Annotated in this window: 25 protein-coding genes and 3 pseudogenes; 6 read left to right on the forward strand and 22 right to left on the reverse strand. The window is 50.7% G+C overall.

Annotation, left to right across the window (positions count from 1 at the left end; translation table 11 throughout):
- Window positions 1-229: 229 nt before the first annotated feature.
- Window positions 230-979, forward strand: coding sequence for a type I methionyl aminopeptidase (gene map, locus GJ1_RS03390; RefSeq protein ID WP_066228479.1), 750 nt, complete (start codon window positions 230-232; stop codon window positions 977-979).
- A gap of 175 nt (window positions 980-1154) precedes the next feature.
- Here map and GJ1_RS03395 read toward each other — a convergent pair whose 3' ends face one another.
- Window positions 1155-1556, reverse strand: a complete 402-nt coding sequence (locus GJ1_RS03395; protein ID WP_066228484.1) for a secondary thiamine-phosphate synthase enzyme YjbQ — start codon at window positions 1554-1556, stop codon at window positions 1155-1157.
- 89 nt (window positions 1557-1645) lie between these two features.
- Here GJ1_RS03395 and GJ1_RS03400 point away from each other — a divergent pair, with 89 nt between their 5' ends.
- The gene (locus tag GJ1_RS03400) at window positions 1646-2644 is read left to right on the forward strand and encodes an MBL fold metallo-hydrolase (protein WP_066228486.1); all 999 of its coding nucleotides are present in this window, start codon (window positions 1646-1648) and stop codon (window positions 2642-2644) included.
- A gap of 51 nt (window positions 2645-2695) precedes the next feature.
- Here the strand turns inward: GJ1_RS03400 and GJ1_RS03405 are convergent, their stop codons facing one another.
- The 10 genes and pseudogenes from GJ1_RS03405 to GJ1_RS03445 form a co-directional block, all read right to left on the reverse strand.
- On the reverse strand, window positions 2696-3544 hold the full coding sequence (locus tag GJ1_RS03405; protein WP_066228489.1) for a TIGR03943 family putative permease subunit: 849 nt from the start codon (window positions 3542-3544) through the stop codon (window positions 2696-2698).
- Window positions 3545-3559: 15 nt separating this feature from the next.
- Window positions 3560-4426 carry a permease gene (locus GJ1_RS03410; RefSeq protein WP_066228492.1) on the reverse strand — a complete coding sequence of 289 codons (867 nt, stop codon included), beginning with the start codon at window positions 4424-4426 and terminating at the stop codon, window positions 3560-3562.
- A gap of 127 nt (window positions 4427-4553) precedes the next feature.
- Window positions 4554-6425 carry a PTS fructose transporter subunit IIABC gene (locus GJ1_RS03415; protein ID WP_066228495.1) on the reverse strand — a complete coding sequence of 624 codons (1872 nt, stop codon included), beginning with the start codon at window positions 6423-6425 and terminating at the stop codon, window positions 4554-4556.
- Between the two features lie 154 nt (window positions 6426-6579).
- A complete protein-coding gene (gene pfkB, locus GJ1_RS03420; protein ID WP_066228497.1) occupies window positions 6580-7491 on the reverse strand; it encodes a 1-phosphofructokinase in 912 nt (303 codons plus the stop codon).
- Window positions 7488-8240 (reverse strand): DeoR/GlpR family DNA-binding transcription regulator, encoded by a 753-nt coding sequence (locus tag GJ1_RS03425; protein ID WP_066228542.1) that lies wholly within the window; start codon window positions 8238-8240, stop codon window positions 7488-7490. The genes pfkB and GJ1_RS03425 overlap by 4 nt, the downstream gene beginning before the upstream one ends.
- A 191-nt stretch (window positions 8241-8431) precedes the next feature.
- Window positions 8432-10259: pseudogene (locus GJ1_RS03430) on the reverse strand (bifunctional diguanylate cyclase/phosphohydrolase).
- Window positions 10260-10618: 359 nt separating this feature from the next.
- A complete protein-coding gene (locus tag GJ1_RS03435; RefSeq protein ID WP_066228499.1) occupies window positions 10619-11215 on the reverse strand; it encodes a DUF5317 domain-containing protein in 597 nt (198 codons plus the stop codon).
- 428 nt (window positions 11216-11643) lie between these two features.
- Entirely contained in the window at window positions 11644-11790 is a 147-nt protein-coding gene (locus tag GJ1_RS17560) for a FeoB-associated Cys-rich membrane protein (protein WP_075261721.1), read from the reverse strand.
- Between the two features lie 15 nt (window positions 11791-11805).
- Window positions 11806-13800, reverse strand: coding sequence for a ferrous iron transport protein B (gene feoB, locus GJ1_RS03440; RefSeq protein WP_066228502.1), 1995 nt, complete (start codon window positions 13798-13800; stop codon window positions 11806-11808).
- Window positions 13801-14022 (reverse strand): FeoA family protein, encoded by a 222-nt coding sequence (locus tag GJ1_RS03445; RefSeq protein ID WP_066228505.1) that lies wholly within the window; start codon window positions 14020-14022, stop codon window positions 13801-13803.
- A gap of 188 nt (window positions 14023-14210) precedes the next feature.
- Here GJ1_RS03445 and GJ1_RS18950 point away from each other — a divergent pair.
- A pseudogene (locus GJ1_RS18950) lies at window positions 14211-14378 on the forward strand (bile acid:sodium symporter family protein); the annotation flags it as partial.
- Between the two features lie 87 nt (window positions 14379-14465).
- Here the strand turns inward: GJ1_RS18950 and GJ1_RS18550 are convergent.
- From GJ1_RS18550 to GJ1_RS03465, 5 genes and pseudogenes are all read right to left on the reverse strand, one after another.
- Window positions 14466-14621 (reverse strand): hypothetical protein, encoded by a 156-nt coding sequence (locus GJ1_RS18550; RefSeq protein ID WP_167346081.1) that lies wholly within the window; start codon window positions 14619-14621, stop codon window positions 14466-14468.
- Window positions 14622-14745: 124 nt separating this feature from the next.
- Complete coding sequence (locus GJ1_RS03450; RefSeq protein ID WP_066228508.1) at window positions 14746-15672, reverse strand: endonuclease I family protein; 927 nt, start codon at window positions 15670-15672, stop codon at window positions 14746-14748.
- A gap of 66 nt (window positions 15673-15738) precedes the next feature.
- Entirely contained in the window at window positions 15739-17244 is a 1506-nt protein-coding gene (locus GJ1_RS03455; RefSeq protein WP_066228511.1) for a Na+/H+ antiporter NhaC family protein, read from the reverse strand.
- Window positions 17245-17417: 173 nt separating this feature from the next.
- On the reverse strand, window positions 17418-18272 hold the full coding sequence (locus GJ1_RS03460) for a metallophosphoesterase (RefSeq protein WP_066228514.1): 855 nt from the start codon (window positions 18270-18272) through the stop codon (window positions 17418-17420).
- A 60-nt stretch (window positions 18273-18332) separates the two neighbouring features.
- Window positions 18333-18864, reverse strand: a pseudogene (locus GJ1_RS03465) (YkoP family protein).
- Between the two features lie 165 nt (window positions 18865-19029).
- Between GJ1_RS03465 and GJ1_RS03470 the strand changes: the two are divergent.
- Window positions 19030-20199 carry an MGDG synthase family glycosyltransferase gene (locus GJ1_RS03470; protein WP_066228516.1) on the forward strand — a complete coding sequence of 390 codons (1170 nt, stop codon included), beginning with the start codon at window positions 19030-19032 and terminating at the stop codon, window positions 20197-20199.
- A 100-nt stretch (window positions 20200-20299) separates the two neighbouring features.
- Here GJ1_RS03470 and GJ1_RS03475 read toward each other — a convergent pair whose 3' ends face one another.
- From GJ1_RS03475 to GJ1_RS03500, 6 genes are all read right to left on the reverse strand, one after another.
- Complete coding sequence (locus GJ1_RS03475) at window positions 20300-21013, reverse strand: GntR family transcriptional regulator (protein ID WP_066228520.1); 714 nt, start codon at window positions 21011-21013, stop codon at window positions 20300-20302.
- A 159-nt stretch (window positions 21014-21172) separates the two neighbouring features.
- Window positions 21173-22585, reverse strand: a complete 1413-nt coding sequence (gene gmuD, locus GJ1_RS03480) for a 6-phospho-beta-glucosidase GmuD (protein WP_066228523.1) — start codon at window positions 22583-22585, stop codon at window positions 21173-21175.
- A gap of 26 nt (window positions 22586-22611) precedes the next feature.
- Window positions 22612-23931 carry a PTS cellobiose transporter subunit IIC gene (celB, locus tag GJ1_RS03485; RefSeq protein WP_066228526.1) on the reverse strand — a complete coding sequence of 440 codons (1320 nt, stop codon included), beginning with the start codon at window positions 23929-23931 and terminating at the stop codon, window positions 22612-22614.
- Between the two features lie 15 nt (window positions 23932-23946).
- Window positions 23947-24279 carry a PTS sugar transporter subunit IIA gene (locus tag GJ1_RS03490; protein WP_066228531.1) on the reverse strand — a complete coding sequence of 111 codons (333 nt, stop codon included), beginning with the start codon at window positions 24277-24279 and terminating at the stop codon, window positions 23947-23949.
- A gap of 1 nt (window position 24280) precedes the next feature.
- Window positions 24281-24592 (reverse strand): PTS sugar transporter subunit IIB, encoded by a 312-nt coding sequence (locus GJ1_RS03495; RefSeq protein WP_066228535.1) that lies wholly within the window; start codon window positions 24590-24592, stop codon window positions 24281-24283.
- A 275-nt stretch (window positions 24593-24867) separates the two neighbouring features.
- A complete protein-coding gene (locus tag GJ1_RS03500) occupies window positions 24868-25173 on the reverse strand; it encodes a MerR family transcriptional regulator (RefSeq protein WP_044731426.1) in 306 nt (101 codons plus the stop codon).
- A 180-nt stretch (window positions 25174-25353) separates the two neighbouring features.
- On the opposite strand from GJ1_RS03500, the gene GJ1_RS17570 reads away from it, so the two are divergent.
- The gene (locus GJ1_RS17570; RefSeq protein WP_083509928.1) at window positions 25354-25569 is read left to right on the forward strand and encodes a Fur-regulated basic protein FbpA; all 216 of its coding nucleotides are present in this window, start codon (window positions 25354-25356) and stop codon (window positions 25567-25569) included.
- Window positions 25529-25663 (forward strand): protein YkzB, encoded by a 135-nt coding sequence (gene ykzB / locus GJ1_RS19225; protein ID WP_281176900.1) that lies wholly within the window; start codon window positions 25529-25531, stop codon window positions 25661-25663. The genes GJ1_RS17570 and ykzB overlap by 41 nt, the downstream gene beginning before the upstream one ends.
- The last annotated feature ends 176 nt before the right edge of the window (window positions 25664-25839 follow it).

The following is a 25839-nucleotide window of genomic DNA, read 5'->3' on the forward strand; positions in this document are numbered from 1 at the left end:
AACAAAGGTCAACACATCGATGTCCTGTATGCCAAGCCATCAAAGGTGCCCTTTCTTTTTTCCGGGCATCTTTTTTCTTTAGCCGCCCCCTTCGCATACTATTTTTGGGCGAAATCCAGGAATAGTCCCCGACGAGAGTTGCGAACGGATCGCTGCGGTTTAACATCACAGCGGTTTCTGCTACAATACTATCGAAGCGAAACACATCGAGGGAAAAGGAGACACTTGCATGATTCACGTGAAAACAGAACGGGAAATTCAATTGATGCGGGAAGCGGGAAAACTGCTCGCCGCCTGCCATCAAGAAATCGCCAAGCGCATCGGACCGGGCGTCACAACGATGGAAATCGACCGGTTCGTTGAAACGTTTTTGGCCAAATACGGCGCCAAACCGGAACAAAAAGGATACCGCGGCTACCCGTATGCGACATGCGCTTCCATTAACGATGAAATTTGCCACGGGTTTCCGCGCAATGAGCCGCTGAAAGAAGGCGATATCGTCACGATCGACTTTGTCGTCAATTTGCGCGGAGCGCTCGCCGATTCGGCCTGGACATACGCCATCGGCGATGTCGGCAAAGACGTGAAAAAACTGCTTGAAGTCACCGAGCAGTCGCTCTATAAAGGAATCGAGCAAGCCGTTCTCGGCAATCGGATCGGCGACATCGGCCACGCCATTCAAACGTACGTCGAAGCGCACGGCTTTTCCGTCGTCCGCGATTTCACCGGCCACGGCATTGGCCCGACGATCCACGAAGAGCCGTATGTGCCTCACTTCGGCGAAAAAGGAAAAGGGATGCGTTTAAAAGAGGGAATGGTCATTACGATCGAGCCGATGGTCAACATGGGGGCGTGGCAAAGCAAAATGGACGCCAACGGCTGGACGGCGCGGACGATCGACGGCTCGTATTCAGCGCAATATGAACATACGATCGCCATTACGAAAAACGGGCCGCTCATTTTAACGACGCCGGCGTAAGGATGCGAATGTTTCTTGTTCTCAACAGGTGGATTTTTTCGACATTTGAAAAACCCGGGTAAACGTTTGCCCGGGTTTTTTCGTTCTCTTCTCCCTATTTACATCAGACCGTTGCGGCCGCTATTCTGCCATCATCTTCTTCCGTTCTTTAGTTTACATAATATAATTATGGTTCCTACCCTTCGATCACTTTCACGTAAAACGTACGCTGGCGCGGCCCATCGTACTCGCAAAAATAGACCCCTTGCCACCGTCCAAGGAGCAGGCGGCCTTCATGAATAATAACGTGCTGCGAGGCACCAACCGTGCTCGCTTTCATATGGGCGGCCGTGTTTCCTTCCATATGGCGGTCAAGTGGATGCTCCCACGGATACGTTTCATCAAAGCGGCGCATCATATCGCGCTTGACATCGGGATCGGCGTTTTCGTTAATGGTGATGCCAGCCGTTGTATGCGGACAATAGACAACGGCGACCCCTTCGGTCACGTTAGCCTGGCGCACCGTCTCCTCGACGAATGAAGTAATGTCGATCATCTCATCCCGCTTTGCCGTGCGGATTGTAAAGGAACGAAGCATAGGTTCACCACCTAGACAAACATTTTGTACTCGCAAGAAAGGTTTGCTACTCTAAATCATATAACACAAAAAAATGGAGTGAGAAACCGTTGGCAAAACGCTACGAAAACTTAGACGGCGTCTCGACGCACAAAACGTGGGCCGATTTCCGCCGCTGGCAGCGGGAACGGAAACAAAAGCAAAAAGATTTGTCATACGTCGTGCCGCATGTTTCTCCGCCTCAATATGAACGGCTCCATGAGCCGAATGGACGGCCGCAGCTTTGCTGGATCGGCCATTCGACGTTTGTCGTGCAGACTGGCGGCGCAACGATCGTCACCGATCCCGTCTGGGCGAACTGGATGGGCATGTCCAAACGCTTGACGGCTCCGGGTGTTCCGCTTGACAAGATGCCGCCCGTGGACGCCGTGCTTATCTCCCATGGCCACTACGACCATCTGCACTTTGGCAGCCTCCGCCGTTTGCCTGGCGATCCGCACGTGTTCGTGCCGGTCGGCCTCGGCCGCCTGTTCCGCCGCCGCGGCTTCCGCCATGTCACTGAATTGTCATGGTGGGAAACCGCCGCCTTCCGCGATGTGTCGCTAACGTTCGTTCCCGCTCAACATTGGACGCGGCGGACGCTGTGGGACACGAACACGTCGCATTGGGGCGGATGGGTGATTGAGGCAAACGGTGCGCCCACCATCTACTTCGCCGGCGACAGCGGCTACTTCCGCGGTTTTCGCGACATCGGCGATCGCTTTTCCATCGATTATGCGCTCTTACCGATCGGCGCATACGAACCAGAATGGTTTATGGGGCCGCAGCACACCACGCCGGAAGAAGCGGTGCAGGCATTTTTGGACTGCCGCGCTCGTCTGTTGATCCCGATGCATTACGGCGCCTTCCGCCTGGCCGACGATACGCCAAAAGAGGCGCTTGATCGCCTATGGGCCGAATGGCGGCGGCGCGGATTGGAAGATGACCGCTTGCTTTGCTTGAAGCTCGGCGAGGTGATCGATGCCGCCCAAGCGTTGGCCGCTCTCCCTCGGTTTGACACGCCCAGCCAAACAGGCGCACCCGCCACGGAGAAACAAACGCGGCAATAGGAATGATATCATCCTCAAAAAGAGCGAGCCCATTCGTCAGCGGGCTCGCTCTTACTCATTGAATTGGCGGTATACGTACGGCTCCTTCGGTTTGGCCACTCGCTCCCATGATGTCACCTTTACATACGGAAGCGTCATATGAAACGGCTGATAATACATGGTGGATAGCGTGCCTTTCACACGAACCCATTCATCATTTTGAAGCGGCACTGTCTTTGGAAACTGGAGGAGCAACCCATACACTCCTGAATCAGCAACACAATGAATGATTCCGAAGCGAAGGAGAAACGCTTCAGTGTCCCGCCCTGTTTCATCACGGTAAACGAACCCGGCAAATTCAATGTGTCGGCCATCAAACTGTCTAGGAAACTGATAAATCGTCTCCATGGCATCTAAATAGTTATGGTCATCAAGTTGCAAACGAGCAAGACGACTATATTTTTTCAACTCTTTTTCCATAGCGTTTTCATAGTCGTCCCGCCCGTAATACATGCTTGTATCCGGACGCAAAAACTGGCGCTGGGCAAACGGGTCGCTGCTGTCAGCCGCCATCCCGGGGATGTGGATTCCTTTAGCCTTGACGATGTGAGAATCGAGCGTCGCCACGGGAAACAAGAAGGCGGAAACAAGCGGAAAAACAAAGATCAGATAATTGGCCACCCTCTTCCAGCGCGCCGTTGGTTCATGATGGTGATGATCACAGCACGCTTCCCCATGATCGTGCGGTTCCTCATTGCGGCTCGCCAACACAAATTGCACAATCGTTAAGAAAGCAAACACAAACACCGCGCTAAAAGCGATATACGAATAACGCATATTAATGTATTTGCTCAACTCTCCCGTAATATATAAGTGAAAAAACAGAAACGCAAACCCAAGCAAAATATACATGCGAACCATGCCGCCACCTCCTTGCTAGATCAATAGCGACCCGGCAAACACGAACAGCGTGATATAGAAAATCAGCTTCCACACAAACCGAGCGCGAAACGACTGGAACAACATAAGCGTATTTTTTACATCAAGCATCGGCCCGTAAACGAGAAACGCCGTGAGCGCATGAAACGGAAATGTGCTTTGGAACGACGAGGCGATGAACGCATCCGCCTCGGAACAAAGAGACAAGACGAACGCAAGCGCCATCATGACAAGCGAGGACGCCGCTTTTCCATGCCCGAGCGCCACAAGCGCCGACGTTTTCACATACGTTTGCATCGCCGAAGCAATGAACGCCCCAATGATCAAATACTTCCCCGTGGCAAAAAATTCATCGATCGTATGGCGCAATGTGCCAGCGATTTTCTCTTTCCAAGTGCGGGGCATCATCGGCATCACGCGCAATTCATCACGCAACTCGCTGCCTTGATGCCGAACGGCCATCACGACGCCGACGGCAACAGCGACGGCGCAAGCGAACAGCGCCCGGTACAGCACCATCGTCCAACTGCTTCCGAACGCAATATACGTTGAAAACAGCACGACCGGATTGATGACCGGCGCCGTTAACATAAACGGCACGGCCGCGTAAAGCGGCACTCCCTTGGCTGCGAGACGGCGGGTGATCGGCACGATGCTGCACTCGCACGAAGGAAACAAAACCCCGATCAACGCCGCATAAACAATCGCCAAGCCGCGGTTTTTCGGCACCCATCGTTGCACTGTCTCTTCACTGACAAACATTTGAATGACTCCGGAAACAAACACCCCAAGCACAACGAACGGCAACGATTCAATCAATATACTGATAAAAATCGTATTCAGCTGCAAGAACGTGTTCATCATCTGTTCTCCTCTCATTTACAACCGTTCATTGTACCACGAGCAATGTCCATTGTCATGAAAATTTGGTAAGAAAAATAGATGAACCCATCAAAAAAGGCGCTCCGCCCTTGGCGAAACGCCTTTTCTTCTATTCTTCCACTTCTTTTTTCCATAGGCCGACCATCAGCGCTGTCACGATCGAGCCGATCAAAATCGCAAGAAGGTAAAGCCATGCGCTGCCTTTGACGATCGGGATGACAAAAATCCCACCGTGCGGCGCCGGCAAACCGATATGGAACAACATCGTCAACGCGCCAGCGACAGCCGAACCGACGATAATGGACGGAATCACCCGCACAGGATCAGCCGCGGCAAACGGAATCGCTCCCTCGGTAATGAACGAAGCGCCCATGATGTAGCACGTTTTTCCCGCTTCCCGCTCGGCTTTCGTGAATTTCTTTTTAAAGAACGTCGTCGCCAGCGCCAATCCAAGCGGCGGCACCATCCCGCCAGCCATAATCGCCGCATGCGGCGCAAAGTTGCCGGCTTCAATCATTGCCAGCCCAAACGTATACGCCGCTTTGTTGATCGGTCCGCCCATATCGACTGCCATCATGCCGCCCAACACCGCGCCAAGCAGCACTAAGTTTGCGGTTCCCATGCCTTCGAGCCAATGTTTCAGCCCTTCGTTCAACGCTTTGACTGGGTCGATGACAATGTACATCATAATGACTCCGGTAAGGAAAATGCCAAACAACGGATACAACAGCATGGGTTTAATGCCTTCAAGCGACTGCGGCAAGCGGCTGAATAGTTTCCGCAGCCCGACGACCAAATACCCAGCCAAAAAGCCGGCGATCAACCCGCCCAAAAAGCCGGCTCCGCCGTTCGCCGCCATAAAGCCGCCGACCATCCCTGGCGCAAACCCCGGCCGGTCAGCAATGCTCATCGCGATAAATGCGGCCAGCACGGGAACCATTAAAGCGAACGCATTGCCGCCGCCAATGTCCATTAACAGTTTGGCAAACGGATGGTACGACGGATCTTTCGGATCAAACGCCTTAATGCCAAACGTGAAGGAAAGCGCGATCAAAATCCCGCCGCCGACGACAAACGGAAGCATATTCGACACACCGTTCATCAAATGCTTGTAAAAACCAATGCGCGGTTTCGCCGCTCCAACGCTGCCCTGTGAAACGCCACTGGCCCGATAAATCGGCGCGTCTTGGCGCAGCGCCTGCTCAATCAGTTTTTCCGGCTGGCGGATCGCCTGAGCAACCGGCACTTGAATGACATGTTTGCCGTCAAAACGGTCCATTTCAACTTGCTTATCCGCCGCGACAATAATCGCCGTTGCTTCTTTAATCTCCTGCGCCGTCAGGGCATTTTTCACCCCATCGGAACCGTTTGTCTCGACTTTGATGGATACGCCCATTTCCGCCGCTTTCGCTTTCAGCGCATCAGCGGCCATATACGTATGAGCGATTCCTGTCGGACAAGCGGTCACCGCCAGCACTTTCCGTCCGCCGCCGGATGACGCGCCTTGCGGCGACGGCGCTTCCTCTTTGTCCTCTTTCTCTTTGAACAAACGGAGGATCTCCTCTTCGTCCGAAGCATTTTCCAACCGGGCGCGGAACGAGGCATCCATCAACAGCGACGATAGTTTCGCCAATGCCTGCAAATGCGTCTGTTCCCCGCCTTCCGGGGCCGCGATCATGAAAAACAAATGGCTTGGCTTGCCATCCAGCGACTCGTAATCAATGCCGGCAGCCGAACGGCCAAACGCCACCGCCGGGCGCTTGACCGCCGCCGTTTTCGCATGCGGAATGGCGATGCCATCTCCAACGCCGGTCGTGCTTTGTTTTTCACGCGCCCAAATCGCCCGTTTGAACGCCTCAACATCGCTGACCGCTCCCGCCTCGGCGAGTTTCGCGGCCAACTCTTCAATCACTTCCTCTTTTGTCTTTGCCCGAAGTTCAAGAATAATCGTTTCCTTTGTTAACAAATCAGTGACGTTCATCTATACGTCCCCCCTTTATTTTGATCCCGTCGCCCTTGGCGCCCCTTTTCGGGGGTTGGTCAAGGACGAATTCGGCTCCGGGAATGCCCCGCAATGCTCAATGGGATGAGCCGTGTGAAGTTTTCATAGAACTTTTGACGCTTCCTATTTCTACCTATAAACGCACGACACGGACGCGTTCAACGAGCGCTTCCACTTCCTCTTTCGTGCATAAGTCTTCCGAAAACGCAGTCGCGCTTCCGGCGGCAACACTGTAAGCGAACGCTTCCTCAATGGACGTTCCGTTCGCCCAGGCGGCCAAAAATCCGGCGACCATCGAATCGCCCGCCCCGACGGAATTTTTCACCGTTCCTTTTGGCGCCTCGGCGCACAGCACCGCTTCCTGGCCGAAGTAAAACGCTCCCGCTCCGCCCATCGAGACAATGACATGTTCCACTCCTCTTTCGACCAACCGGCGGCCATAGGGGATGATTTCTTCTTTCGTCAGCGCAGCAGCGCCAAACAGTTCGGCAAGCTCATGGTGGTTCGGCTTGGCCAGAAACGGCCGGCAAGCAAGCAGCGCCTCAAGCGCCGGACCACTCGTATCGACGACAAGACGAACGCGCCGTTTCACCGCCTCAGCCGCCAGTTGCTCGTACACGTCCACCGACAGCGACATCGGCGCGCTGCCGGCGAGCACAAGCACATCTTCGGCTGAAAGCGCTCCGATTTTCTCCATCAATTGCGCCGCATCGTCATTGGCAATCATCGGGCCTTCGCCGTTAATTTCCGTCTCCCGTCCGGCTTTGAGTTTGACGTTAATGCGCGTTTGCCCCAGGACATGAACAAAATCGCAGGCAATGCCTTCGTTCCGAAGCTCGCTTTCAATGAACCCGCCGGTAAACCCGCCGATGAACCCAAGCGCCGTACTGTCAACACCCAAGCGCTTCAACACACGCGATACGTTGATCCCTTTCCCACCCGGGAATGTGAACGTTTTCACCGAACGATTCAGTTCGCCTACATGCAGTTCATCGAGGTGAACGATATAATCAACAGATGGATTCAAAGTGCATGTGTAAATCACGGAGCCACAACCTCTACTGTTGTTTTTGTTCGATACAAATCTTTCCACTCTTCATCCAATTCATCGGTGATCAGCACCGCTTCGTGCAAATCAGCAATTTTCGCGAACGCGCTTTCATTCAACTTCGAATGGTCAGCGAGCACATACGCACGTTGCGCCAGCTGCATCGCTGTATATTTCACTAGCGCTTCTTCCGGGTCCGGCGTCGTATAACCGTAGTCGTAATGAACGCCGTTGGCGCCGATGAAGCATTGGTCAAAGCGGTACTGCCGCAGCGACTCGATGGCGCCGCGCCCGATCAACGCCTTCGTTTTCGGCTTGATCATGCCGCCGATCAAATACGTCGTCACGTTGTGCTCAAGCAACCGCTCGAGGTGCATCACGCCGTTCGTGACAACGATGACCTCTTTGTCAGCCAAATGCGGAATCATTTCCCACGTTGTCGTCCCCGCATCCAAATAGATGCAGTTGCCTTTTTGCACCAAACTGGCCGCATGCGCGGCGATCCGCCGCTTTTCTTCGATATATTTCAGCGATTTTTCCAATACGCTTAGCTCTTCGCGTTTCTGCTGCAACAAGGCCGCCCCGCCGTGCACACGGCGCAGTTTCTTTTCGTTTTCAAGCTGCGTCAAATCGCGGCGAATCGTCGACTCCGACGCCCCGGTCGCGTCAACGAGCTCTTGCAGCTTGACAACCCCTTTTTGCGCCAACAGGTCCAAAATGAGGCGGTGGCGTTCTTCCGTCAGCACGTTCCCACCTCCAATCATCGACGATATCGCTTACACCCCTATCATACGCCAAAGCAAAGAAAAAATCAATCAAAATCATTTATTTTCAATCAATAACTATCAAATTAAAAATGAAAAACGATCGAAACCTTTCATTTCAGAAAGGCAAGGCATGAAAAAACACTTGCCATCGGCAAGTGTTCTCCCTGCGCTTAATTCAGTTGTTGCATCTCGGCAAGCGGCAAATAGTGCTCTCGCACAAACGCAATAAACTTCGCCGCATAGACCGGATCAAACTGCGTTCCTGCGCAACGTTCGATTTCTTCAAGCGCCTCATCAAACGTTTTCGTCGGCTGGTACGGCCGCTCGGTTGTCATGGCATCAAACGAGTCGATAATACACAAAATGCGGGCCAGTTTCGGGATTTCTTCCCCTTTCAGCCCGTACGGATACCCTTTCCCATCATATCGTTCGTGGTGCAGCTCGACAAGCGGAAGCAAATCATCAAACCGCTTCTCCGCCGCCACAATCTCGCGCCCCCACGTCACGTGCTTTTTGATGATCTCCCATTCATGTTTCTCCAACTTTCCCCGCTTATTTAAAATATCGCGCGGCACTTCGATTTTGCCAATATCATGGATGAGCGCCCCTAAAATGAGCGTCTGCCGCTCATGATCGGTCAACTCATCAAGGCGGCTGCCAAACTCCAACGCATATTTAAACACCCGTTTGCTATGGCGATATGTATAGACATCTTTGGAAAGAAAAAATTTCACTTGCTGCTCGAGCGCTTCCAAATCTTGTTTAAATTTAATTTCATCGAGACATATATTATGCTTATCGTACAGTTGCACGTTGTTTTTTCCTTGCGCCTTCGCGTAATACAGCGCCTGATCGGCCCGATGGATCAATTCGTCGCTTTCGTACATATCTTTTTCCATCTCGGCGATGCCGCACGAAAACGACAAGCAACGATACGGAATATGCTCGACGCCTTCGAAATATGTATCGTTCACTTCTTTGCGCAGCCGGTTTAAAAACGCGTACGCGTCTTCTTTCGTCGTGTTGGGCATTAAAATGGCAAACTCTTCTCCGCCATAGCGGGCGACCGTGAAGTTCGTCCCTTCCACCGCTTTTTGCAGCATTTTACCAAAAAACGTCAACAAACGATCTCCTTGCAAATGGCCGTTCCGGTCGTTGTATTTTTTAAAGTCATCCAGGTCAAGAAACGCCAACGTCAGCGGTTGCTTCAACATCTTGCAGTCGGAAAACTGCTCCTTGAGCGCTTCTTTAAAGAAGCCGTGGTTGTATAGGCCGGTTAAGTGGTCTTTGTTGGCGCGATCAGAAACTAGTTGGTATAAATGTAAAAATCTACGGAAAGTTACCGATAAAATAATCACTAATACAGTAAATAAAAATAATCCAAAGTATTGCTCCCTATCTAATAAAATTGCTAAAACTAGAGATAACAATAGTGTCACTGAGTAACCGATCACTGATTCCAATAAAACACCTAGGTTAAATGTCCCCTTATATACACGTTCCAAATAAATAAAGAACATAAATATTAAAACAATATTTATAAAAAAATATACTAATAAACTAACTGTATAGGGAATCAAATTATCCTTCCTGATTTCACCAATACGCCCCCCCCAAAAATAAAAAAGAATAGTATGCTCCGGCAATCATCAAAGAATACATAGAAAAATTAAATAAATGCTTCCACCATGCCATTTTTCTCTTGTACAACAATTCTACAAAAATGCTAATAGATAAAACTTTCAAAGCAATATTAATTCCATATAAAAACATAGTAGCTAAGTAAATAGATGAATCCATTGAAAACGAATTATCTTTTGGTGGAAGATGAATTGAAAAATAACTCAACAATAGGACAGAAGCAACTAACAAATAAATGAAAACCCAATCCCGAAGAGATTGAGTAACAAAGACATCTTCAATCCAAAATATAATCAAGCTAATCAAAGTAATTAAAGTTAAATATACCTTTCCTTGCCATTTTATTTTCAAATTCATTGTTATAACCACTCTCGTTTAGAGTATTCAAGAATTTTCTTTATAAAATCAAAAAGAAAGGCTCTTCACCACAAAATGTACTTGACTAAAGAAAGACATTCATGATAAAGAAAAAGAAAATCAAAATACCCTTATTCCTTCTTATACCATTTATCTCAAGAAACATTACTATCATGCTTGTCTTTAAAAGTCGAGTACATCTTTTGGTGATGAACCAAAAGAAAAAGAAATTGGAAGTTTTAACCTCCAATTCTGTACCCCGACGTCAACGCCACAACCACCGAACCAAGGATAAACAAATTGATCAACACTTGTTTTACTTTGACTTTCATGTCCTTTTCCCCCTTAATATTGATATTTTATTGATTCGCAGGAGCGGCCGTTGTTCCTTTCTCAGCATCATCTGCCCCATGCCGCGGTGCGCTGAGCATGAGATGCTGGATGAACAAGAACGCCCCTACGTTCATCACAACGTCGCCGATGCTGATGACTTGCCGGCGCGGGTACGGCGGGGACAGCGGAATGATGTCGCCGAGAAACGGCAAGAGCGTCTCAGATGTGATCGCCTGATGCTTGCCGTACATACCGGCTTTCAACGCTTCGATGTATTCGCGGCCGAGAAATTGGGCGGCTTCGATCGACACCGGCATCCGTCCGCCGTTTAAAGCCATGACGATAAAGTTGAGCAAGACGCCGGCGAAGATGACTGGAAACCCCGGCTGATGGCGGTTGAGCCATAAAAACGCGAGCCCGATGATGTAGACGAGAAGGAAAATGCCGTTGCTCATTTTCGCGATCCACGCGACTCGCTCTTGCAGGAAAAAGACCGCAAACTGCACCGCGAGAAGCAACGGAAACAACCACCCGCCGCGCAATTTCATATTGGCCAAACCCTTCAGGCTGCCGCCGCGAAACCAGCCGATCAACAGCGACAAGATGATTCCATCATAAACCATGATGCTGTCCCCTCGTAAACAGAATTTTCTATGTTTTCTAAACCGCTGTCCTCACTTCTATTTTTACCGTTTTTTTCATCTCGTGTAAATAGTCCGTTCGTCCTAACTGCAAACAAATTTTGTCGAGTCTCGTTCAATTATTCTCATTTTCGTCATTCTTCTTAAACAGGAAACGACAAAAGCAGCGCGATTTGTATCCATCGCATTATGAAAAAGAGCATCCCCGCGACATACTCCCACCACCTACGCTTCGCTTCGAAGTGAGCGACTTCTTTTGAAATTACGGTTAAACGGTCGATTCGTTGAAACGGCTCGCTGCTTGTGTCCCCCGCTTATTTTTTGGCTATGCCCTGCACAACATGAAAGTCTTCCGTCGGAAAATGATAAAAACGGATTCCTGTCATCGTCAGGAATCCGTTCGCTCTTCATTACCGCTCTGCCCCGCAGCTGCCTCGGCAATGGTCAGCCGCATGGCACGACGCACATGCGCCTTTGGCGCTTTTTTTCACGTGACGGGCAAGCGCCCAGCCAGCGTAGACAAAAATCGCTCCGCCGATCACGAGATTGGCGATCATCGATTCTCTCCCCTTTCATTGATAACCAAGCATATGTCCAAACTGATAGACGATCAACGAAATGACATAAGCAACCGTCAACGCGCAGCCGATTGACAACAGCGTCCATTTCCGCGACCCGGTTTCTTTGCGAATCGCCGCCACCGTCGCTAGGCATGGCGTATATAGCAAGACGAACACCATAAAGCTGAACGCCGACAGCGGCGTGAAATGGGAGGCGATCACCTGCTTCAGCCCGTTCGCCTCATGGACATGGTAAATAATATTCATCGTTGACACGACGACTTCTTTCGCTAAAAAGCCGGTGATCAAGGCCGCGCCGGCCTGCCAAGCGCCAAAGCCGAGCGGGGCAAGCAGCGGAGCGAGGAAGCCGCCAATGGCAGCGAGAAAACTGTCATCCATGGCAACGCCAACCCCATGCGGCCCGATATACGTCAACAGCCAAATGGCGACCGAACCGCCGAAAATAAACGTCCCGGCTTTGCGGATGAATCCTTTCCCTTTATCCCATGTGCTGCGCCATAACGTGAGCGCCTGCGGAACGCGATATGGCGGCAGCTCAATGACAAACAGCGAATCTTCGTTTTTCAAGAGCGTCGATGAGAACAACTTGGCGAGCCCGAGCGCCACCGCGATGCCAAGCACGTAAAGCGAAAACACGACAAGCGCCTGCTCGCGGGCGAAAAACGTTCCGGCAAACAAGGCGTACACCGGCAGGCGGGCGGAACACGACATAAACGGCAACAGCAAAATCGTCAACAGTCGTTCTTTCGGCTGCTCGATTGTGCGCGCCGCCATCACCCCGGGAACGTTGCAGCCAAAGCCGATGATCATCGGGATGAACGCCTTTCCGTTTAACCCGATCGCTTCCATCACCCGGTCCATCACCATCGCCACGCGCGCCATGTACCCGGAGTCTTCGAGAAGCGAGATGAAAAAGAACAAAATGAAAATTTGCGGAACAAACACCAGAACCCCGCCGACCCCAGCGACAATCCCGTCCAAAACGAGCGCCTTGATAAACGGCGACGCCCCCACTCCATCGAGCAAGCGCGACAGCCAGTCCGCAAGCGGCCCCGAGAAAAAAGCATCAAGCTGGTCGGCAAGCGGCGTCCCAAGCCAGTTAAACGTGAGCATAAACACAATATACATCAACACTAAAAAAATCGGCAGCCCGACATAGCGATTCGTCACGATGGCGTCGATTTTTTCCGTCAGCGTGAGCGGCTTGGTTTCGAGCTCGATGGCCGCTATGGCGATCGCCTCACTGATCCAGCGGTCGCGCGTTTCATAAATCAACTTCGCCAACGGGCCGCCAAGCGTCCGTTCAGTGTCGGCGCGGATCGCCAAAAGCGGAGCCAAGTCCAAACGACCGCGCAAATACGCAGCCATGCGCTCATTTCCTTCAAGGAACTGCAACGCCACCCAACGTTTGTCCCCTGGCACATCGTCCGGCAGCTGCTCAGCGATGCACCGGATGGCGTTCTCCACCTCGACGCCGTAATCGATGATGATAGAGGGGTGAGGCTTGTCTTTTGCCGCCAAAACGGCGCGAACCAATTCGTTCGTTCCTTTTCCGGTTCGGGCGATGACCGGGATAACAGGAACGCCAAGATACTTCGACAGCTTGGCGGCGTCCACTTTCACGCCCCGTTTTTCCGCCACATCGACCATGTTTAACGCGATGACAAGGGGACGGCCAAATTCCAACAACTGGACGGTCAAATGCAAATTGCGACGCAGCTGCGACGCGTCAACGATATTGACAATCGCTGAGCACGGTTCAGTCAATAAAAAGTCGGTCGCCACCCCTTCGTCGCGCGAAAGCGGCTGGAGCGAATACACGCCGGGCAAGTCGACGACCGGCACGCCATGCTGGCGGAGCACCCCGACTTTTTTCTCGACCGTCACCCCGCTCCAGTTGCCGACATATTCATAAGAGCCGGTCAAACAGTTAAACAGTGACGTTTTTCCGGTATTCGGATTGCCAAATAAAGCGATGTAGGACATTTATTTCACCTCGATCGATGACGCCTCTTTGCGCCGCAAACCGATCGCCTGCCCATCGACTTCGATCATCACCGGCCCGCCAAACGGCATCGCTGTTTTCAGCCGCACCGCTTTCCCTTCTTTTAAACCAAGGTGAAGAAGACGCTGCTTCAACGCCTCATGTTCAACAGCCAAACGGACAACGACCGCCGTTTCCCCTTTATGCAAATCGGTCAGCACCATCGTGTGTTCCTCCTATTTTTCTGTCCGTCCGATACGCGGGACAATAATGATTCTTTTTCTCAACTCCTGCTTTTATCATAGCACAACGAACAAAAAAGGGAGTGATTTTTTTCACAATTAGAATGCGTTGGCATGATTTTTTCTCAATCTGGTTATATTAGTTGAACTTTTCAAAAATCGGTATGTAAAATTCCGGCCTCGGCGCAGCGCTGGCGACCGCCCACTTTTCGCCGCTCGCCGCTGTCCCAAGCGCCATTTTCAGCGTCTGGCACAATATTTCCGGTCCGATCGTTGCGACATACTTCCGCAAGCAGGCGGACCGAGAAGCAGCCAATGAAAAGACGATTTCCGCTTGACTTCTCTCACGCTTTGTCTAGAAGCGATGAAAAAGCTGTCTCCCGAAGCGAACCGCTGACAGCTTTTTCACGTCCATACCCCTCCCCTCATAACTCATACTCATCCTCCCGCAAGCGGTCTAGCTTCTCTTTGGCGATCAGGTGCTCTTTGGAAAAATACAAATCGTACATTTTGTCAAGCAATTTCCACCGTTCCTTGTTGCTCATCTTTTGAATGGCTTCCAAAACTTCTTCGGCACTCATCCGTTTTTCTATTATGACATCCCTCCGCCTTCCTTACTAAACTTAATTATAACAAAAAAAGATGGGAACCACGTACCCATCGGTTCCATCTTTCGAAGGACAAACATCCGCCTTCAAACTCTTTTCACGACGTTCCTTCGAACGGAAACACCATCCGCCCGGCCAGTTCAGGGAAATCGATGAACGGATTGCGGTTGCCTTGGATGAAAAAAATCGCGCTGTTGCGATGATGTTCATACACCGTCGGCGGAAATTGTTCGTGCCAACGGACAAGGAGCGGAATATCGATTTTGCGCCGAAACGACTTAGCGATCGCCTTCGGGTAGCGAAGCAAAAAATACAGCATCGCCCTTGCAGCCGTCCCTTTGCCGTATTCCGGCTCGAAATAGCCATTATGAACGACGCCGCAACGGTTTTGGATTTGCTCGTCGGGATCTTCCGGATTGTAAAACGGAAAATCAGCGTACGGAAAATTTGACCGCATCGTATTGCACTCCGGCTGGCAAACGAATAAGTGATGCAAATCACCTTTCATCGGTTCGCGGGCGCCAAACCACGACTGCGGCACGACATGTTCGGCATTGAATTTCCATTGCTGCTCGATCGTTTTCACCCGCTCGCGCACATCGCCCAATCCATGCTTCGTTTTTTTCAACAGTTGGCGAAACTCTTCATAGCGCCGCTTCATCGTTTCCACATCTTGGACGATCAACGTTTTCGGATCTTTTCGCTCGCCGGAGTACAGGCTCCGCACCGTTCCGTCGGGGTGCAAGTCGACCCATGTGTACAAATATTCGTCCTTGCTGAAAAAATACGGCAGCCGCCGCTTATGGGTGCGCGCCACCAGCTCATGGCAGCGGACAAACAACGTCAATCCATCCCCTTCAAGCGGCAGATGGCGGTAATACCGTTCGCGCGCCCGTTCGTCCTCGTCAGCGCGATAATACGCGTCCTCTGCGGCAAGCCGCTCGTTCAGCTGCTCCAGCTGTTCCGCCGCATCTTCCGCCTGCCATTGGCTGAGCTCGTCAAGCTGCCGTTCCGCCTCCCCCATCGCCGTTCCCCTCTCTTCCTTTTTTCTTTTAGTTTACCATGGAAAGAGGGGAGGACGGCAACGGCGCTAATGCAAAAGAAATGACGTAGCGCCGAACAAAACGGCGGCGATGCCGGCGGCGATCAACGATGGGATCAACTTCGTGCGCGCGTATTCCATCACCGGCAAATCCAAAATGGTGCACAGCGTGACCGTATTGTCGCTGAGCGGCGAGGCGAACGCTCCGAACGTCCCGCTCGCAAACACGGCGCCGATGACCGGCAAAATATTCGTCCCCGACTGGCTCGCAAGCGTCACGCCAAGCGGCATCAACATCCCCCATGTCCCCCACGACGAGCCGATAAAATAGGAGATGACGGCGCCAAGCAAAAACAAAATCGGGGCGACAAAAAACGGTGGAATCCATTGTTTGACGTGGCCCGTAATGTATTGCGAAAACCCTAAGTCCTCAGCCACAGCCGACAGCGCCCAAATGAGCGCCAGCATTAAAATGACGGAAATGAGCTCATTGCCGCCTTTGACAAAATGAGTCAACAAATCGTTCAATTTAAATCGTTGCCAAAGGAAGAAAGCGACCGTAATGATAACGGTAAACAAAAGCGCCTCCAACATCGCCCCGAGCGCATCGCTCTGCAAAAACGCCTCCCAAAACGTCCTTGCCCCCCGGTGGCCGTCCCACCAGCTTAAAAACAGCGTCAACACAAGCACGATGGAAAGCGGAACGATCAAATTCCACGGCTTGACCGGCGTTTCTTTTTGATAGGCGCGCGGGCATGTCTGCATCGCGTCTCCTTCTTCCCCTTGCGCCTCGTTCGGCTCGCCGCCATCCAGCCGCTGTTCCTCCGCCATTTCGAGCTCCAGCCGCTCGTTCCAGCGTTGAATCGGCATCTCTTGCCGCGCTTCGCTTGCCGCCGCTTGTTTTTTGCGCGAGTAGACAAAAAAACTGTAGTAGAGCCCGACAGCAATAATGGCATACGAGAAAAAGTTGAACGGAATGCTTCGGACGTACACGATGTACGGCTCAACGCCGATGCCAGCCGTATCGAGCGCCTTGTCGATGACCGACACCATATAGCCGACAAACGCGGTGGCGATTGGGATGAGTGCGACGACCGGGTTGGACGTCACCTCAATGGCGAAGCCGATTTGCTGGGACGACAGCCCAAGCCGTTTGCGCAGCGCCTTCATGATCGGCGCGACGGTGACGATGCGAAAATCGGGATCGCTGAACGTGACCATCGTCGAAATCCACGTCAGCATCATGGCGGTTTTTGCCGATTTGACTTTTTTGCTGACGAGATGGACGAATCCTTTAATTCCGCCGGTGTATTTGATCATGCTGACAAGACCGGCGAACACATACAAGAAAATAATGATGCGAATGTTGTTCGTCTGCATCAAGTTGTCGACGACGTAATGAAGCATCGTCCGAAGCCCGCCGAGCAAGGACGGCGTCATGAGATAACTGCCGACCAAAAGCCCGACAAACAACCCGGGGATGACTTGCTTCGTCCAAATCGAAATCGGGATGACGACTAAAAACGGCAAGAGAGCTTTCCACGACGGTTCCATTGGGCATTCACTCCTTTCTTTAAAAAGTATGGCGATTGTTTTCCTTTTCTATGCAATCGGCCATTGATCTTCCCTAACAAACTGGGAGACGAGTCCACACACAAAAAAAACGCGGCGCATAATGGCACGCGTCTACGAAACCGCTTTCCCACAAAAAAATAAAAAGCTGCCGATTAGACAGCTTTGACCGTCCTGCTTCGCGTTACCGAAGGCAGCGCCAACAAGTGGAGCGTCACTTCCGGCTTTGAGCCGATCCGAATGTTCACCCCGGTTTGCCCAAGCCCTTCGTTAATATAAAACGGTTTTCCATCCCACTCATGATAGCCTTTGATCATGTTCCGCTCGGTGAGCGTTTTGCTCATTTTCGCCAAATGGTACGGCTTCGGCCAATGAATTTGCCCGCCGTGGAAATGGCCGGACAACAAGTAGTCAAAATGATAGTCTTTCATATGCGGAACGATGTCCGGATCATGCGTCAACACGAGGTTGATGCCGTCTCTCACGCCGGCGTACGCCTTTTCGATGTCGCTGCGCCCTGTGTAAAAGTCATCGATGCCGATGATATTGACCGTTTGGCCGTTGACGGTGATCGTTTTCGTCTCGTTTTGCAAGACGACGCAGCCGTGCGCCTCAAGCGTCGCTTTCAGGCGCTCGAACGACTCGCCTTGCAGCACGTAATCGTGGTTGCCAAACACGGCGTACATGCCATATGTCGGATTTAACTGTTTCAACGCCGTCAAATACGGGCCGAGTTTGGCGATGCTTTCCTCGCGATCCAGAAAGTCGCCGGTTAACGCGATCAAATCAATCAGTTCTTCTTTCAACTTTTCGTATAAATCATTTGGGGAAATCGACAGTTTTTCCAGATGCAAGTCAGACAGCTGCAAAATCCGAATGACTCCGTCTCCATCCTCTGAACTGCCAACTTGGACTTTATGCAAAACCGCTTCGTACGTATTGCGGTGGGCTTTGCGAATGGCCAAAGCAAGCAATAACAAGAATGCAAGAATGACAAAAAAGAATGTCATCGTCTTCTCTCCTCCCTCGATACCCATTATAGTGAAATAGAGGAGAGAAGAAAGAGGGAGTTAGTGGATGAGATGGCAGCCGTACAACGAAAACAATTTTCCCTTCGACATCAACAAATATTTCGGCGGCCGGCTAAGCGGCGACACGCGAGACTTCGCCACGGCCATAAGCGGCAGAAGTGACGCTGTCTTGAACCAACGGTACAGCGGATTGGCAATATCTACTGTTTCAAATCCGAGCCGTTCGCATCCTTTGTTTAACATCGTAAAGATGATAAGCAACATACGGCAGTCCTGTCTTCACCTGTTCAAAAATATAACGTCCTTTTTGAATATCACTCCGATACTGCATTAGTTCACGAAGCAGACGGACATTATGAAGATGAATCTTCAACAGCCAATCGTTGGCCGCAATCGTTGTTCCATCCGAAAGACGGATCGTCTCCCCCTTATATTGAAGCGGACGGACACGGAAAATCGACCGGCGCCCGTCCGCCGCCTCGCCGGCGTATTCGAGCCGGGAGCAGGCGTAATAAATCGGATCAATGACCCCCCAAGCGGAAAGCAGCCATTGCATTGCTTTGTCCTTCATTTAGCGGCATCCTTTCTTTTTCATTATTTTTGCCCATTTACATTATGGAATAGCAAACAGCGCCTTATAAATGGGGAAAAAAGGAGAAAAAGGCTGCCGTATAACCGATGGGTGGCCGCGCATACTGAAATCGAACTCCAAATTTGCGCGTAGGTTGTGATCATAATGAAAACCGTGCTTTTTCTTCCGCTTCTTCAGCTTCCGTCCGGCCATCATCGGGCTGCTGAGGCGCTGGCGGAAGGGCTGCGGTCGATCGACCGCACCGTGAAGTGCGAAAAAATCGAATTGCTCTCCTCGCGGCTCGGCGCCAAAGAACAGTGGATTTCCCGCCTTTATTTGCGCTGCATTCGCCACGCACCGAAAGCGTACAGCGCAGTGTACCACCGTTTTGTTTTGCGCCCCAAACGAAAACCGTCGGCGTTCCCTCCTTACGAATGGCTGTTTGCCGGTCATCTGAAACAGATTATCGACAGCCTCAAGCCGGCGTTGATCATTTGTACACATGCGTTTCCCTCATATTTGCTCGACTTTCTTAAGCAGCGCGGAGACATCGACGTTCCCATCGTCAACGTGTATACGGATTATTTTGTCCATAACTTATGGGGGAAAACGGCCATTGATGTCCATTTTATCGGCCATCCAGCCATGAAGACCACTTTGTTGGAAACAGGGGTTCCGAGCGAGAGAATTGTCGTCACCGGCATTCCGGTTCACCCGGTGTTCACCGCTCCACCGCCAGCGCCGCTGCCCGTGCGCTCCCGCTACACCGGCCTCATTTGCGGCGGCAGCCTCGGCCTTGGTGGTTGGGAACAGCTGTTGCGTAAAATCGCACCGAATGATCCGGTCGACTACTTTGTGTTATGCGGCACAAACGAACAGCTATATGAGCGGTTGAGGAAGAAAAACCATCCGCGCCTTCTCCCTCTCCGTTATATTACATCTCCCAAGGCAATGAGCGCCCTTTATGATGAGGTCGATTTTGTGCTCACGAAGCCGGGCGGTGTCACCCTAAGTGAATGCCTCCGCAAGCGAAAACCGGCATTCATTTACGCCATGTTGCCGGGACAAGAGGAAATGAACTTCCGCCTCTTATGCAACGACGGGCTTATTTTCGATTTCCGCCATTGGCGGTCGCTGCCGTCGCTGTCGGAAGCCATTGTCTCCGTCCTCCGTTCGCCGGCGCTTGCCCGCTGCCTTGCCAGGGTCGATGAATACCATCGCGCCCTTTCGGCCACCGACCCAGCGCTTGCCCTGTACGAGCGGTTTTTAGCCGCCGTTCCGGCTGATCAAGCGCCGCAGCGGTTTCTTGAGATACTAGGAGAAAACGTGCCTTGAAGGGAGATTTGCTTCTTGCATCGCAAGGCGTTTAGAGCGAAAAGAACGCCATGAACAACAAAACGCGCCTGCCTTCACGCTCACATGAGACAGGCGCCATTTAGCGGCGGGTGCTGACGGTGACAAATACGAACTTGTCATACCGATGGCGAGAAAACGAATATTCGAACGGCTCTCCATTGTTCAAAAAACCAACCTGCTCCAATTCCAACACCGGATCGTCGGGCGCGCATTGCAAGTATTGACGATCAAGCTCATTCGGCTTATCCGCGCGGATCTTTCGGTGCGACCCCGCAATCGTTAAGCCGAGCTCCTGAGTGATGTAACGATAAATCGAACCATGAAGCACCGTTTCATTGAGTCCTGGAATCAAATGGACGGGCATATACGTCCGTTCAATGACGTACGGCTCCCCATCGACATTGCGCAGCCGGATTAAGTGGTACACCGGTGTGTTCATGTCGATGCACAAATGGGCCGCTACTTCATCGGATGGAAACAATACTTCGAACGTAATGATTTTGCTTGTCACCTTTCGCCCCTTCAATAAACTCGTCAAGCCAAGTGTTTCGTTGCTGACAACGTTGACAAGCCCGTCAAGCATGGCCGATTTGACAATAAACGTGCCATGGCCGCGCTTTCGATACAACAGCCCTTCGGATACGAGCACATCAAGCGCTCGTTTCACGGTCATCCGGCTGCAGCCAAACTCCTCGGCGAGCGAGATTTCATCAGGAATCGGCTCATCTGGGGAATACACTCCCTCTTTAATTCGTCTACGTATTTCGTTAGAAATTTGCTCATATTTCGGCATCGTTTTCATCCCTCGCCATTTGTCTTATTTTCATTGTACGAACAATCATCTGGTTGTACAATAGCCAATGTGGCTTTCTCCTTCACTGCTCTCGCCTCGCCGTCCTGTTTTCCCGACCGACAAAAAGCGCCCCGCTGCCCGGGACGCCTTTTCTTTCACTTAAAATCCATTGTTTTCCGCCACTGTTTTCAACCAGTAGCCGCTCTTTTTGATCGTCCGTTTCAAATGATTGTCCAGGTCAACAGCGACCAATCCGTACCGGTTTTTATAGGCATTGGTCCACGACCAGTTGTCCATGAACGTCCAAAGGTGATAGCCTTTCACATTGGCTCCTTCTTCGATGGCGCGATGCACCCATTTTAAATGCTCGCGAATGAATTCAATCCGATAATCGTCATGAATCATGCCGTTTTCATCACGGAACCGTTCTTCCCCTTCGACGCCCATGCCGTTTTCGGAAATAAAGCACTCAATGTTTCCATAGTTTTCCTTGATATTGATTAAAATATCATAAATGCCTTTTTCATAAATCTCCCAACCGCGATACGGGTTCATTTTCCGCCCCGGCATGGCATAATAATCGAAGAACCGTTCCGGCAAAAACGGGGCATCCGGATTGGGCATATATTCTTTCGCCTTGACGCGGCGCGGCTGATAGTAGTTGATGCCAAGCAAATCAATCGTATTTTCTTTGATGAGTTCGCGATCACCCGCTTCCGTCACTGGCAAAAAGCCGTGTTCAGCCAACAGCTCAATCAAATCTTGCGGGTACTCTCCTTTCACCGCGGGATCGAGGAAGCTGCGGTTAAACAACAAATCAGCAATATGCGCCGCTTTCACATCAGCCGGATGTTGGCTGCGCGGATAAGACGGCGTTAAATTCAAAATAATGCCGATCTTTCCGCCCGGTATCGCTGCTTTGCGGAAGGCGGCAACCGCTTTGGCATGGGCGATCATCGTATGGTAAGCCACCTGCACGGCGCGGCGAAAGTCAACTACATTCGGATAGTGGAAATCATACAAATACCCGCCTTCTACGGGGACAATGGGTTCATTGTGCGTAAACCATTTTTTCACCCGATCGCCAAACAGTCGAAAACAAAGGCTTGCATAGCGGGCATAAGCATTGACAACTTGGCGATTCTCCCATCCCCCCATGTTTTGCATCGCCAGCGGCATATCAAAATGGTATACATTCACAAACGGCTCGATCCCGTTTGCCAGCAATTCATCGATGACCGCGTTGTAAAACCGCACCGCCTCTGGATTGACCTCACCGGCCCCGTCCGGAATCAAACGCGACCATGAAATAGAAAACCGAAATGAATTATGGCCGATCTCCTTCATTAAAGCAATATCCTCTTTGTAGCGATGATAAAAATCGGATGTCACCTCTGGGCCGACGCCATGAAAAAAGCGATGAGGCTCTTGTTCATACCAATGATCCCAAATGTTTTTCCCTTTCCCGCCTTCGTTTGCCGCTCCTTCGATTTGCGTCGCGGATGTCGCACTTCCCCACCAAAATCCGGCAGGGAAGCGATAGGTGATTGGTTGCTTCGATTGTTGTTCCATCGTGATTCACCCCGTTTGCTGTATCGTTATGATGCGCTTTTCGTGGCGGCTTGTTCCTCTTCTCTCTCCTTTTGCAAGTTCATCCGGTCAATGAATTTTAAGAACGGGAACCAAATGACAAGCACAATCAAGAAGTTGACCACTTGCAGCAATCCGCCGGCCAGCGAGTTCGTCGCCATAATGCCGTTGATGAAAATCGGCACCGTCCATGGCACTGCTACACCGTTGGGCGGCGGCACAAGGCCTGAGGACATCGCCAAATACGTCACCAACGTGACGACCATCGGCGCCAAAATCCACGGGACGATGACGAGCGGATTCATCACGACCGGCAAACCGAAAATAATCGGCTCATTGACGTTAAAGATTCCCGGTCCGAGCCCGAGCTTGGCCACCTGCTTCATTTGCTTGCTCTTCATAAAGAGCAAGATGGCAAAAATGACAGCAAGCGTCATTCCCGTTCCGCCCATGCCAACCGTGTAAATTTCAATGAACTGTTTGCTGACGACATGCGGAACTTCCCCCGTTTTCGTATACGCATTTAAGTTTTCGAGCGACAGTGTGTTCCAAATCGGATCCATCACCGAGTTGATGATGATTTGCCCGTGGAGGCCAAAAAACCATAAAATTTGCGTGACAAAAATCGCGATGAGCGTTGGAACAATGCCGCTTCCCAGCCCAATAAGCGGAGCCTGCACTGCGTTGTAAATGACATCATGCATGTTTGTTTTAAAAATTTGTGTTACAATGATATTGACGACGAGGAAGAAGGTCAGGGTGACCACCGCCGGAATCAACGCCGCAAACGACTTCGCAACCGCCGGCGGCACCCCGGCCGGCATTTTGATTGTAATATTTTTTTGCACAATCTTCCGGTAAATTTCCCCAGCGACAAATGCGGTAATCATGCCAAGAAACATCCCTTTCGCCCCTAGGCGGTCGAGTGGGATGACTCCTTGCACAGCCTCTTTCCCTTCAACCTGCAAAACGAATGGCGTCAACAAGAGAAAAGAAGCTAAAGCGATCGCACCGCCGAAAATCCCTTCGACTTCATAACTTTTCGATAAATAGTAGCCAATGCCAAACACGACGAAAATCGTCATCACGCCCATTGTTGCATTTGGTGCAACACCGAGCATCTCTTTGAGCGTATTGAGGCTGTTTTCACTCATCACCTTGTCCAAAAACGGCAAGTTGGCGATGACGACCGCGATCGAACCGAAAATCGTCAACGGAAACGCCAACATAAACGCGTCGCGCAACACTTGCAAATAACGGCTATTGTTCAACTTTCCTGCGATCGGAACGAGCACTTTGCTTAATTTTTCAAATAATGTTTGGCTCATCAAGCAGCCCCCCTTTTATAGATTTCGTTCTTTCAACAGCGCAAGCATTTCTTTTACAATTTCTTTCATCGCCAGCGTTGACATGACATGGTCTTCCGCATGCATAAGAAGCAACGTAAGATTTGTTTCTTCTCCGCCCGCTTCTTTTTGAATGAGCTGAAAATGAACATCGTGGGCGACGCTTAAATCTTGTTCTGCTTCTTGGATCAGCCGTTCCGCCTCCCTAGTTTGGCCCGCCCGATATTCGCGGATGGCTTGGACGATTTTGCTGCGAGCATTGCCGCTATGCAAAATCAACTGGAAAGCAACTTGTTCATTCGTCAGTTGACTGAGATCGATTTTTTCCATCTCACTTGTCCTCCATCAATTTTAATGCCTGCTCGTAAACTTTTTTGCCATCCGCCATTCCGTAAGCCACCATGTCAATGACATCAACTTGAATCCCGTATTTTTGCGCTTCTTTTTGCAATTCCTCTTTCAAGAAGCTCATTTGTGGACCAATAAGGACGACATCGGCTTTGGCCATCTCTTTTTTCGCCTGATCTTGGCCGACCGCCCAAATTTCTGCCTCCTCACCGATGGATTTGGCGTACTCCTGCATTTTCATCACTAACAAGCTTGTCGACATCCCAGAACTGCACGCCAGCAAAATCCGCTTCATCGTTCATTCCTCCCCTTTGCATTTAGTTAAACAAATGATATCGTTTTCAATTTAAATTATATACATTTAATTTTATTTGTCTAGTCATTTAATGAAAAAGATTAATATTTTTAATTTCCGCCCTTTAATCGTGCAGCCAAAAAAACAGCGCGCACAGACTTGCTATGCGCGCAAATACCTATGGATCTCTCTGCCCATTATCCCCAGTCGGCAACGCTGCTGGTTGCACCACACCGGCATGCAGCCTAGCGGTCTTCTGTATGCGAAACAACCTTTCAGGAACGCATCCGAAAATGCGCATTCATTTGCCCTTTTAACATCCGCTCGCGCAGCTCTTTCGTCATCTCCTGGCGGATTTCCCAAGTCGATACACCTTCCTCGCGTTGGTTGGCGATTCTCATCAACTGTTCCACATCGGCGAACGAATATTTGCGAATTCCTTTGGAACGGTCAGGGAACACAAGCTTCCGTTCCTCGTAATAACGAATTTGTCGCTGCGACAGCCCGGTCAGTTCGCTGACGACACCGATCGAAATGACTTTTTTATATTTGTAATGATCCTCTTGCGGATGAGCAACCATTTTCCTCACCTCAGTACGTTACTTTTTCTAACGTAATTATACAAAAAATAACGATTCTTCGCTAACTTTTGTAAATAAAATTAACATATTTTTTAAATTTCCTGTAAATGAGCTTAACACGTTCGCTGTAGACTGAAGAAAAAGATGATATCGTAAAGGTAAAAACAGGGAGGGAGATGAATGGGAACTTGGATGCGAAGCGCAGTGCGGAAGAAAAAGCAGTTTTACATCGAACGGCTGATGCAGTTCGGCTTAGCCGCCGACCGCGAGCGGCTCGAAGAGTGGACGATGGCCGAACTGCGCCGCGAATATGAGCGATTCCATCCCACCCACACCATGGAAGGAGGACGCCGCCATGGACAAACAAGCACTCGAACTAGCGAAGCGCATCATTGAACTTGACCTCGAGCGCGACGCCATGTTTGAACAGCTGATCGCGCTCGTCGGCAATCAAGCGGATGAACTGCTTCGTTTTTTGCAAAACCAATGATCTAGGAGGCTGGTGATTTAACAGGAAATGCGGCTCAACAATGGCATTTCTCAAATTGAGAAACCTTATAAATGTTGCTCTTCTCTCCACTCAAGAACAGTCGATTTAGAAAAAATGACTTTCACCAGTTTTCTAGAAGACCGGTGATTTCATGAAACAAGCAGGTCAAAAACACT

Source organism: Geobacillus jurassicus NBRC 107829, from assembly GCF_001544315.1.
GTDB lineage: Bacteria > Bacillota > Bacilli > Bacillales > Anoxybacillaceae > Geobacillus > Geobacillus jurassicus.